This is a genomic window from Neisseria sp. MVDL19-042950 (assembly GCF_030504625.1).
In the GTDB taxonomy this organism is placed as follows: Bacteria; Pseudomonadota; Gammaproteobacteria; order Burkholderiales; family Neisseriaceae; genus Neisseria.
Map to the genome: position 1 here is coordinate 62,511 of NZ_JAUKWH010000011.1, position 10,928 is coordinate 73,438.

A 10,928-nucleotide genomic window follows, 5' to 3' on the forward strand; every position below is an offset into this window, starting at 1 on the left:
AGGCCGTCTGAACAATCATTACCGCTGACAAACCCCTGCCATTTATCAGATAATTAACTTTTATTCTCAAGGAGATAACATCATGGCCAAAACCATCATCCACACCGACAACGCCCCCGCCGCCATCGGCGCATACAGCCAAGCCGTGCGCGCGGGCGACACCGTTTACATGAGCGGCCAAATCCCGCTCGACCCCGCCACCATGACCGTGGTCGGCAACGGCGATTTCCGCGCCGAAGCGCACCAAGTGTTTAAAAACCTGCAAGCCGTGGCGCAAGCGGCGGGCGGTTCTTTAGACGACATCGTCAAAGTCAACGCCTACCTCACCGACTTGGGCAACTTCGCCGTATTCAACGAAGTGATGGCCGAATATTTCAGCCAACCCTTCCCCGCCCGTGCCGCCGTCGGCGTGGCCAGCCTGCCCAAAGGCGTGCAAGTGGAAGCGGAAGCCGTATTGGTGCTGGGCTGATAGATCAAGCAGGCCGTCTGAACATGTTTTTCAGACGGCCTGTAACGAATCATCCGCATAATCCGCCCTCCTTTATCTTCACGCAGCGTCAGAAAACCGGAGAAACGGCGGCAAGCCGTTAGATTCGCATTACCATGCAGATATAAACCCATACCCGTTTTTTCAGACGGCCTGCCCAACCCTTTCCCTTCAAACGGAGCCACATCATGGCACATTACGCAATCGGCGACATTCAGGGCTGTTTCGGCGAATTCACCGCCCTGCTCGACAAAATCGGCTTCAATCACGGCACCGACACGCTCTGGCTCACGGGCGACATTGTCAACCGCGGCCCGCAGTCGCTCGAAGCATTGCAATATGTGATGCGCCACGAAAGCAGCATCCGTACCGTGCTCGGCAACCACGACCTGCACCTGCTGGCCGTGTCGTACGGCTTCGGCAGAATCAAACGCGGCGACACCATTTCGCCGATTCTCGAACACCCCGAACGCTTGAAAATGCTCGACTGGCTGCGCGCCCAACCTTTGCTGATACGCGGCGAAAAACACGTTTTGGTACACGCCGGCCTGCTGCCGCAATGGAGCGTGGCCGAAGCCGAAAGCCTTGCCCAAGAAGTGGAAAGCGAATTGCGGGGCGACAAAGCGATGCAGTATTTTCTCAATATGTACGGCAACAAGCCGCACAGTTGGTCGCCCGATTTGGAAGGCTACAACCGCCTGCGCATGATTACCAACGTGTTCACCCGTATGCGCGCCCTCACGTTCGACAACGAACTCGACTACGATTTCAAAACCGGCCCCGAAGACATGCCCTGCGGCCTGCGTGCGTGGTTTGAAGCCCCCAACCGCCGGCATTTGAGCCACATCATCGTTTTCGGCCATTGGTCGGCCTTGGGCTACCTCAACGCCCGCAACGTTATCGCCCTCGACACCGGCGCGCTTTGGGGCGGCGAATTGACCGCAGTGAATCTCGATACAAACGAAATTACCCAAGTCGATTCCCAAAGCGGGCTGCATTGGGCGACCACTTTATAGGCGGACACCAAACGCAACGCGCCCGCCTCGATCGTATATCGCACCGAATCTTTATCGCGGTTCGTATCCCCGAGTATGCTACAGGTTGTTTTTTAAGCCGATTCGCGATAACGAAACATCAGGCCGTCTGAAAAGTTTTCAGACGGCCTGATGTTTCGTTATGCCGGCAGCGATATCGTGCCGCTTTAAACCTGCACCCTGCTCCTGCGGTATCGGGTGTATTTCCGATACAGCCAAAACGACACCATCACCACCGCAAACACCGCCAATATCGGCACAAACAGGCTGAGCGCGGTCATCACCACGGCCGTGCCGGTTTCCGCTACCGAGAATATCGGGTTTGCCAGCCCGCCCGTTGTCGCGGTGCTGGCCGCGCGGGTGGTGGCGTTTGCGCCTTTAATGGCTGCCGCCGCACCGCCGCCGGCAATAATCGCCAACGCCCACGTTACCGCCGGACTCAAATCGGCGGCGGTGGAAGCCATTACCGCCGTACCTGCCAGCCCTGCCAGCGGCACGGCGATGGTATCGAGCAAATTGTCGATAAACGGAATCAAATAGCCCAACGATTCCACAATCGCGGCAATTCCCAGAATAATCAATGCATTGGTGCTGCCCAACCATTGCCAGCTTTCGTTCAGCGGCCACAAGCCGAAATAAGCCGACAAACTGAGTGCGAACAAAGGCAGAAACACGCGGAAACCGGTGCTGGCGGCCAAGCCGATACCGAGGGCGATACTGATGATGGTGTCGAACGTCATGATTTAAATAAGAAATATCAAAAACCGCATCATACTGCAAATCGGCCGGAACGGCATTGAATTTACGGTTTACCGCCGTTTGCATACGGAAAGGCCGTCTGAAAAACAGTTTTCAGACGGCCTCAAGCCGTTTCAAATTTTCCCCCGCCGAACCATCTTTCAGACGGCCTCAGAGCAGGGCTTTGAGCATTTCTTCGTACACCGCCGAGAGCTTGGGAATGTCGCTCAGCAGCACGTTTTCATTAATCTGATGAATGCTGGCGTTGCAGGGGCCGAGTTCGATCAGTTCGGCGGCGATGGCTTTGATGAAGCGGCCGTCTGAAGTGCCGCCGCTGGTGGAAAGCTGCGTTTGCACGCCGCACACTTTGGCGATGGCTTCGCGGGCGATGTCGGTCAGGCGGCCTGCTTCGGTGAGAAACGGCTGCCCCGAGCAAGACCATTCCAAATCGTAGCTGATGCCGCAATTGTCCAAAATATCGTGCACGCGCTGTTTCAGGCCGATGTCGGTGGATTCGGTGGAAAAGCGGAAATTGAATTTGACGTTGAGCGTGCCGGGAATGACGTTGGTTGCGCCGGTGCCGCCGTTGATATTGGAAATCTGAAAACCGGTGGGCGGGAAATATTCGTTGCCTTTGTCCCATTCGGTTGCGGTCAGTTGCGCCAGTGCGGGCGCGAAAACGTGCACGGGGTTTAACGCCAGATGCGGGTAGGCGATGTGCCCCTGCTTGCCTTTAACGGTGAGGTTGCCGGAAAGCGAACCGCGGCGGCCGTTTTTCACCGTGTCGCCCAGCGTTTCGACGGCGGTCGGTTCGCCGACGATGCAGTAATCAATCAACTCGCCGCGCGCTTTGAGTGCATCAACCACTTTGGTGGTGCCGTCGTGCGCGTCGCCTTCTTCGTCGGAGGTAATCAGCAGCGCGATGCTGCCGGTGTGGTCGGGATGTTCCGCCACAAAACGCTCACAGGCGGTAACGAAACAGGCGATGCTGGTTTTCATATCCGCCGCGCCGCGCCCGTAAAGTCGGCCTTCGCGCTCGGTCGGCTCGAACGGCGGCGAATCCCATTTTTCAGACGGCCCCGGCGGCACTACGTCGGTATGCCCTGCGAAACACACCACCGGTGAAGCCGTACCGCGCCGCGCCCAGATGTTTTTGGTGTCGCCGAAGTTCATTTCTTCGACGGTAAAACCGATTTTTTGCAGCCGTTCGGCCAAAATCTGCTGGCAGTTTTGGTCGTCGGGGGTAACGGAAGGCCGGGCGATGAGTTGCTTGGTTAAGGCGAGAGATTGGGTGTCGTTCATTTCTTTCTCGGTTTTCGGATATATCGAGGCCGTCTGAAAACTCACAAGATTCATTTTCAGACGGCCTCGGTGTGTTATTCGTAATAAGTAAACTTGGCGCGCTTCACGTTGCACAATAATTCGTAGGCAATCGTGCCTGCCGCCGCCGCCACTTCGTTGATGTTTACCGTGTCGCCCCACAGCTCCACTTCGTCGCCGATGCCTTCGCGGGAAACGTCAAGCTCGATCGTCATCATGTCCATGGAAATGCGGCCGATCAGGCGGTTGCGGTGGGTGCCGACGGCCACGGGCGTGCCGGTGGGGGCGTGGCGCGGATAGCCGTCGGCATAGCCGCAGGCGAGCAGGCCGACGCGGGTGGATTTTTGCGTATAAAACACCGCGCCGTAGCCCACGGGCGAATGCGGCTGCAACACGCGTTCGCCAAACACGCGCGTGCTCAGGCGCATCACGGGTTTCAGGCGTTCGTCGCTGCCGCCGAAAGGCGATATGCCGTAAAGCGCAATCCCCGCTCTGCCCCAGTCGCGACGGGCTTCGGGAAAGCGCAGCATGGCGGCGGAATTGGCCAGACTTTCTTCGCCTTCCAAGCCTTCGCAGCCCAAATCGAACGCTTCAAGCTGGATTTCGGTCATGCCGCTTTCGGGATCGTCGGCGCAGGCGAAATGGCTGAATTTCACAATCTCGGCCACGTTCGGATTCTGCTTCAGCGCGGTGTAGGCGGCGGCGTAGTTGTGCGGGAAGAAGCCGGCGCGGTGCATGCCGGAATCCATTTTCAGCCACACTTTTACGGGTGTCTGCCATTCGTGGTGCAGCAGGGCTTCAAGCTGCCATTGGCTGCATACGGCGGGCCACAGGCGGTATTGGTCGACCAGCGCATATTCTTTGGCTTCAAACACGCCTTCGAGCAGCAGAATCGGGTTTTCGATGCCGTTTTCGCGCAATTCCACCGCTTCTTCAATGGCGGCAACGGCGAAACCGTCGGCCATGTCTGCCAACGCATGTGCGCACCGCACCGCGCCGTGCCCGTAGGCATTGGCTTTCACCACCGCCAACAGTTTGTTGCCGTGGATGTTTTTCAGTGTTTGGTAATTGTGGCGCAGGTTTTCGAGGCGGATTTGGGCGTTCAGCGGGCGCATGTGAAGTTCCTTTTTATTGGTTTCGAGGCCGTCTGAAAGCAGACTTTGCGGGCTTCGCTAAAATGTGCCGGAAAGCGGGTTGCGGCGGTTTTCAGACGGCCTGAATACGGATAACGGATTATAGGCCGATTGCTTGCTTTTTTGAATATGCCGGCGGCCGGCTTAACTTTCGTTGCGGCATCGCCGCCCTGCCCCGAAAGAGCGGTTTTTTGCAGGGCGGCACGGCGGCAGGGCCAATGCCGACCTTCTGCTCCTTTACCGGCTGTCGATATGGAGAGGCCGTCTGAAAAACGGTTTTCAGACGGCCTCCGAGCCTGTGTTCAAACGGCATAACGAGCCAAACCCAAATCGTCGCTACGCACTTCGGTGGCTTTGCCGCATATCAAATCGGCAGCGATTTTGGCCGAACCGAGCGACATCGTCCAACCCAACGTGCCGTGGCCGGTGTTGAGAAACAGGTTGCCGAAGCGGGTGCCGCCGACAATCGGCGTGCTGTCCGGTGTCATCGGGCGCAGGCCGCTCCAGAAAATGCCGCGGCTCAAATCACCGCCGTCGGGGTATAAGTCTTTGACCACCAGTTCCAACGTTTCGCGGCGTTCGGGGTTTAAATTGATGGTGTAACCCGACAATTCGGCCATGCCGCCGACACGGATGCGCTTATCGAAACGGGTAATCGCCACTTTGTAGGTTTCGTCGATAATGGTAGAAACGGGCGCGGCATCGCCGTCAGTTATGGGAATGGTGAGCGAATAACCTTTCACGGGATACACGGGCAGATCCAAGCCCAATTCGGCCATTATCGGGCGGCTGAAGCTGCCGAGGGTGCAAACGTAACAGTCGGCTTCGAAACGCTGCCCGCCCGCGCGGACGGCTTTGATGAGGCCGTCTGAATGTTCGATGCGTTCGACGGCACGGTTATACTGAAATTCCGCCCCTTTTTCGATACACATGGCGGCGAGTTTTCGGGTAAACAGATGGCAATCGCCGGTGCCGTCGTTGGGCAGGTGCAGTGCGCCGGCGATTTTGTGCAGCGCACCTTTGAGGGCGGGCTCGTATTGCAGGCATTCTTCCGCGCACAATCTCCGATAAGGCACGCCGTATGCTTCGAGCACTTCAATGTCTTTGGCGGCGGCTTCCACTTCGTGCCGGCGGCGGAAAATCTGCAAAGTGCCTTTGTTGCGCCCCTCGAAATCCATGCCGGTTGCGGCTTCAAAGCGGCGGAACATTTCGCGGCTGTATTCCGAAATCCGCACCATGCGCTCTTTATTGGTGTGGTAGCTGTCGGTATTGCAGTTTGCCAGCATCTGCCGCAACCATTGCAGTTGGAACAGGCTGCCGTCGGGCTTGAAAATCAACGGGGAATGTTTTTTCAGCAGCCATTTGGCGGCTTTGGCGGGAATGCCCGGCGCGGCCCACGGCGTGGTGTAGCCATAGGAAAGTTGGCCGGCATTGGCGAAGCTGGTACCCATAGCGGCAGCTTCTTCGCGTTCGATAACGGTTACCCGATGCCCCGCTTCCAGCAGATACCAAGCGGTGCAAACGCCCGCAACACCTGCACCCAACACGATGATATGCATGTTTTCCTCTTTATCTCTTTTATGCAGTGTATTTTTTAAGTCTAAACAATTTCAAATAGTTTTTTTCACTTTATTTTATGGCAAAAAACCCATATTATGATGTTTATTTAATTTTATACAGTGAATAAACCAATGAAAGAGCTGGATAAAACTGACCGCAAAATCTTAAAAATCCTGCAACAAAACGCCCGCATCCCGATGACCGAGCTGGCCGAAAAAGTGGGGCTTTCCACCACGCCCGTTACCGAACGCGTGCGCCGTTTGGAACGGGAAAACATCATCACCGGCTACCACGCCCACCTCAATCCGCACGCCTTGGGGCAAAGCCTGCTGGTGTTTGTGGAAATCAAACTGCGTTCGAAATCCGGCAATATTTTTGAAGACTTCCGCCGCGAAGTGTCGATGATTCCGCAAATTCTGGAATGCCATTTGGTGTCGGGCGAATACGACTACTTAATCAAAGTGCGCCTGCCCGATATGTCGGCCTACCGAGATATGCTCGGCAATATCCTGCTGCAACTGCCGGCCGCCGCCGAAAGCCGCAGCTATGTGGTGATGGAAGAAGTGAAAGAAGACGTGCTGCTGCATTTGGATTGATTTTGGCGAAATCCGCAAAGCTCGTTTCAGACGGCCAGCAACCTCTCTGCCGGCCGTCTGCCATATTCGAAAAAAAAAGGCCGTCTGAAACGAGCTTTGCGGATTTCGCCAAAACCATTTCAGACGGCCTTTCGAATCGGCTAATAAATAATGTTTTTACCGTAACCTTCGAGAATTTCTTTGATATGCAGCACGGTTTCTTTAGGCGGCGGCTTCACGCCTTTGAGTTTGTATTCGTCGCCGCACAATTCCCATTTGTGCGCGCCCAGTTCATGATACGGCAGCAGTTCGACGGTTTCGACGTTTTCCATGTCGCCGATAAACTCGCCGAGCAGATGGGCGGAGCGATCGTCGTCGGTATAACCCGGCACAATCACATAACGCACCCGCGTAGGCTGGTTGCGCTCGGCCAAATAGCGGGCGAATTTCAGCGTTTTGGTGTTGGGAATGCCGACCAGCACTTTATGGATTTCTGGGTCTATCTGTTTTAAATCGAGCATCACCAGATTAGTGTGGTCGAGCAAGTCGTCGAGAATATCGTCGTAATGCAGCACATATCCGTTGGTGTCGAGGCAGGTGTGGATGTTGTGCTCCCAACAGGCTTTGAACCAGTCGCGGATAAACTCGTATTGCAGCAGCGGTTCGCCGCCGGTAGCCGTTACGCCGCCGCCGGTGGCCTTCAGATAATGGCGGTAAGACAATACCTGCTTCATCACCTGCTCCACCGTCATCTCTTGTGCCTTATCGGTATGCATGTCCCAAGTGTCGCGGTTATGGCAATAGAGGCAGCGCATCAGGCAGCCTTGCATAAACAGCACGAAACGCAAGCCGGGGCCGTCGACGGTGCCGCACGTTTCGATGGAATGAACCAAGCCCGTGCCGTGATAACCGCGGTGGCCTTCGTGCTGGTCTGTGGTTTCGGGTGTGATGGTATAGGTTTGCATATCGTGTTTTGATGTGTTTTTAAACGGGTTATGTTTTCAGACGGCCTCAAGCCTATATTTGGCCGAGGCCGTCTGAAAATTATAATCTATGACCGAGAAACTGAATATCCGAAGGCGGCGTTAACCTGCTTCGGCTCGCAAGAAAACGGTTTTGCCAGTCGTTAAAGCGGCAACGGAATCGGTTCCGCACCGTCGTACGGTCTGCGGTTCGCAGCCTTTTGCAGAATATTCGGTTTTCCGGTTATATGGTCATCCGCCGTCGGCAAAATATACGGCGGTAAACAAAATGCCGGGCATCAACCCGGCATTTATATCGCTTACTTATTTCAACCGGATTACATCGCTGCCGTGAAGGTACGGGTAATCACGTCTTGTTGTTGCTCTTTGGTTAAAGAGTTGAAGCGCACGGCGTAACCTGATACGCGGATGGTAAGTTGCGGATATTTTTCCGGATGTTCCATCGCATCCATCAGGGTTTCGCGGTTCAGCACGTTCACGTTCAAGTGTTGGCCGCCTTCGATTTCGCCTGCTTCGTGATGGAAGTAGCCGTCCATCAAACCTGCCAAGTTGCGTTCGCGCGACTCTTCGTCTTTACCCAATGCTCCGGGCACGATAGAGAAGGTGTAGGAAATACCGTCTTTGGCAAACTCAAACGGCAGTTTTGCCACGGAGCTCAACGAAGCAACCGCACCGTGAACGTCGCGACCATGCATCGGGTTGGCACCTGGGCCGAACGGAGCACCTGCACGGCGGCCGTCGGGCGTATTACCGGTTTTCTTACCGTAAACCACGTTGGAAGTAATGGTCAGTACGGATTGGGTCGGAATCGCATTGCGGTACATCGGGTGGGTAGCCACTTTTTTCATAAAGCGTTCCACCAAGTCGCAGGCAATATCATCCACGCGGTCGTCGTTGTTACCGAATTGCGGGTATTCGCCTTCGATTTCAAAGTCGATAGCGATATTGTCTTCATCGCGGATCGGTTTCACTTTGGCGTATTTGATGGCAGACAACGAGTCGGCAGCTACCGACAAGCCGGCAATACCGCACGCCATAGTGCGTTTGATATCACGGTCGTGCAGAGCCATCAGCGCGGCTTCATACGAATATTTGTCGTGCATGTAATGGATGATGTTCAACGCAGTAACATACTGGGTTGCCAACCAATCCATGAAGCTATCCATTTTGGCCATTACGGTGTCGAAATCCAACACTTCGTCCAAAATCGGCTCGCTCTTAGGACCGACTTGGTCTTTGGATTTTTCGTCCACACCGCCGTTGATTGCGTACAGCAAGGTTTTGGCCAAGTTGGCGCGCGCACCGAAGAACTGCATCTGTTTGCCGATAACCATCGGGCTTACGCAGCAAGCAATGGCGTAGTCGTCGCTGTTGAAGTCGGGGCGCATCAAATCGTCGTTTTCGTATTGGATAGACGAAGTGTCGATAGATACTTTGGCGCAGAAGTGTTTAAATCCTTCCGGCAGTTGCTCAGACCACAGCACGGTAATGTTCGGCTCCGGAGACGGACCCATGTTGTATAGCGTATGCAGGAAGCGGAAACTGTTTTTGGTAACCAGCGTGCGGCCGTCCAAACCCATACCGCCGATGGATTCGGTTGCCCAAATCGGGTCGCCTGAGAACAATTGGTCGTATTCGGGCGTACGCAGGAAGCGCACCATACGCAGTTTCATCACCAGATGGTCGATCAGCTCTTGCGCTTCGCTTTCGGTAATGGTGCCGTTTTGCAGGTCGCGCTCAATGTAAACATCAAGGAAAGTAGCCACACGACCGAATGACATTGCCGCACCGTTTTGAGATTTCACTGCGGCCAAATAAGCGAAGTAAGTCCATTGAACGGCTTCGCGGGCGTTTTTGGCCGGGCCGGAAATATCAAAACCGTAGCCGGCGGCCATTTCTTTCATTTGTGCCAGAGCTCTGTGTTGGTCGTTGATTTCTTCGCGGCGGCGGATAACTTCTTCCAAGTTTTTGCCGGCTTCCAAATCGGGTTGCAGCGAGTTGAATTGGTCAACTTTATCCGCCATCAAGCGGTCGATACCGTACAAAGCCACACGACGGTAGTCGCCGATAATACGGCCGCGGCCGTAAGCATCGGGCAAACCGGTCAGCACGCCTGATTTGCGGCAGCGGCGGATATCGGGCGTATAAACGTCGAACACGCCTTGGTTGTGGGTTTTGCGGTATTTGCTGAAAATTTCGGTAACGGTAGGATTCAATTCCACTTCGTAGATTTTGCAAGAATCCTGAACCATTTTCAGGCCGCCGAAAGGCATGATGGAACGTTTCAACGGCTCGTCGGTTTGCAGACCGACTACGGCTTCCAAATCTTTATCAATATAGCCCGGGCCGTGGCTGGTAATGCCGGAAACCACTTGGGCATCGATTTTATAAGGTGCATGTGTACGGTTTTCTACTTTGATACCTTCCATCACCTCGGCCCACAGTTTTGTAGTGGCCTCGGTGGCAGGGGCCAAGAAGTCGCCCTTGCCTTCGTAAGGCGTGTAGTTTTGCTGAATAAAATCGCGCACATCAATGTTGCTTTCCCAATTGCCGGTTTTAAAGCCGGTCCATGCGGCGGGACGCTCTTGTGCGGTGGTATTCATACTTGAACTCCTTATTTTCATTACATTAAATAAATATCGGATATAAAATTAATGGTAATAGGATAGCACTTATTCAAGTATGTTTGTGCGTAGTATTTGTGAAATAAAATTACTCTTTGACTTAAATCAGAAAATCAAATATCGGTAATAAAAACACATGAAATTTCACCATGCATGGCTTCAAATAGATACACAAATGGGTGTAAAATATATCAAAATTCTACACTAATCGTTTTTTGAAAATCATCCGTGAGATAATTTCAAAAAATTCGATACCTCTCCATGCAGTACCAGCATTCCCCCGTATTTTTCCCCAATCTGTTCGGCCTGATTATCCATCCGTTAAAATCTTAATAACCGCGGTTGCCGTACGGGTGTTTGCAGCAATCGGCAACGGCTGCGAAAACCGACACCGATAAAGACATCCTGAGACCTTTGCAAAATTCCTCCTAATCCCCTAAATTCCCTCCCAAGATATTTAGGGGATTTTTCATA

9 protein-coding genes are annotated in these 10,928 nt (G+C 54.1%); 3 read left to right on the plus strand and 6 right to left on the minus strand.

The window, feature by feature from the left end; genetic code table 11:
* Window positions 1-82 precede the first annotated feature (82 nt).
* Window positions 83-469 carry a RidA family protein gene (locus Q0X97_RS09745; protein WP_302066587.1) on the plus strand — a complete coding sequence of 129 codons (387 nt, stop codon included), beginning with the start codon at window positions 83-85 and terminating at the stop codon, window positions 467-469.
* A gap of 206 nt (window positions 470-675) precedes the next feature.
* Complete coding sequence (locus tag Q0X97_RS09750) at window positions 676-1,503, plus strand: symmetrical bis(5'-nucleosyl)-tetraphosphatase (RefSeq protein WP_302066586.1); 828 nt, start codon at window positions 676-678, stop codon at window positions 1,501-1,503.
* 185 nt (window positions 1,504-1,688) lie between these two features.
* Here the strand turns inward: Q0X97_RS09750 and Q0X97_RS09755 are convergent, their stop codons facing one another.
* The 4 genes from Q0X97_RS09755 to Q0X97_RS09770 form a co-directional block, all read right to left on the minus strand.
* Window positions 1,689-2,261, minus strand: coding sequence for a DUF4126 domain-containing protein (locus Q0X97_RS09755; protein WP_302066585.1), 573 nt, complete (start codon window positions 2,259-2,261; stop codon window positions 1,689-1,691).
* Window positions 2,262-2,430: 169 nt separating this feature from the next.
* Complete coding sequence (gene dapE / locus Q0X97_RS09760; RefSeq protein WP_302066706.1) at window positions 2,431-3,561, minus strand: succinyl-diaminopimelate desuccinylase; 1,131 nt, start codon at window positions 3,559-3,561, stop codon at window positions 2,431-2,433.
* Between the two features lie 74 nt (window positions 3,562-3,635).
* Entirely contained in the window at window positions 3,636-4,694 is a 1,059-nt protein-coding gene (gene alr / locus Q0X97_RS09765) for an alanine racemase (protein WP_302066584.1), read from the minus strand.
* Between the two features lie 320 nt (window positions 4,695-5,014).
* Window positions 5,015-6,271: a D-amino acid dehydrogenase gene (locus Q0X97_RS09770; RefSeq protein WP_302066583.1), complete on the minus strand. Its 1,257-nt coding sequence runs from the start codon at window positions 6,269-6,271 to the stop codon at window positions 5,015-5,017.
* 132 nt (window positions 6,272-6,403) lie between these two features.
* Between Q0X97_RS09770 and Q0X97_RS09775 the strand changes: the two genes are divergently transcribed.
* Entirely contained in the window at window positions 6,404-6,868 is a 465-nt protein-coding gene (locus Q0X97_RS09775; protein WP_302066582.1) for a winged helix-turn-helix transcriptional regulator, read from the plus strand.
* 140 nt (window positions 6,869-7,008) lie between these two features.
* On the opposite strand, the gene pflA is transcribed toward Q0X97_RS09775, so the two are convergent.
* Window positions 7,009-7,812 carry a pyruvate formate lyase 1-activating protein gene (gene pflA, locus Q0X97_RS09780; RefSeq protein ID WP_302066581.1) on the minus strand — a complete coding sequence of 268 codons (804 nt, stop codon included), beginning with the start codon at window positions 7,810-7,812 and terminating at the stop codon, window positions 7,009-7,011.
* A 335-nt stretch (window positions 7,813-8,147) separates the two neighbouring features.
* A complete protein-coding gene (gene pflB, locus Q0X97_RS09785; protein WP_302066580.1) occupies window positions 8,148-10,433 on the minus strand; it encodes a formate C-acetyltransferase in 2,286 nt (761 codons plus the stop codon).
* Window positions 10,434-10,928: the final 495 nt, after the last annotated feature.

Excerpts from the sequence above, each read along its gene's own strand:
- Q0X97_RS09745 (WP_302066587.1), top strand. The coding sequence starts at position 83 with ATGGCCAAAACCATCATCCACACCGACAACGCCCCCGCCGCCATCGGC.
- Q0X97_RS09770 (WP_302066583.1), bottom strand. The coding sequence starts at position 6,271 with ATGCATATCATCGTGTTGGGTGCAGGTGTTGCGGGCGTTTGCACCGCT.
- alr (WP_302066584.1), bottom strand. The coding sequence starts at position 4,694 with ATGCGCCCGCTGAACGCCCAAATCCGCCTCGAAAACCTGCGCCACAAT.
- Q0X97_RS09775 (WP_302066582.1), top strand. The coding sequence starts at position 6,404 with ATGAAAGAGCTGGATAAAACTGACCGCAAAATCTTAAAAATCCTGCAA.
- Q0X97_RS09750 (WP_302066586.1), top strand. The coding sequence starts at position 676 with ATGGCACATTACGCAATCGGCGACATTCAGGGCTGTTTCGGCGAATTC.
- pflA (WP_302066581.1), bottom strand. The coding sequence starts at position 7,812 with ATGCAAACCTATACCATCACACCCGAAACCACAGACCAGCACGAAGGC.
- pflB (WP_302066580.1), bottom strand. The coding sequence starts at position 10,433 with ATGAATACCACCGCACAAGAGCGTCCCGCCGCATGGACCGGCTTTAAA.
- Q0X97_RS09755 (WP_302066585.1), bottom strand. The coding sequence starts at position 2,261 with ATGACGTTCGACACCATCATCAGTATCGCCCTCGGTATCGGCTTGGCC.
- dapE (WP_302066706.1), bottom strand. The coding sequence starts at position 3,561 with ATGAACGACACCCAATCTCTCGCCTTAACCAAGCAACTCATCGCCCGG.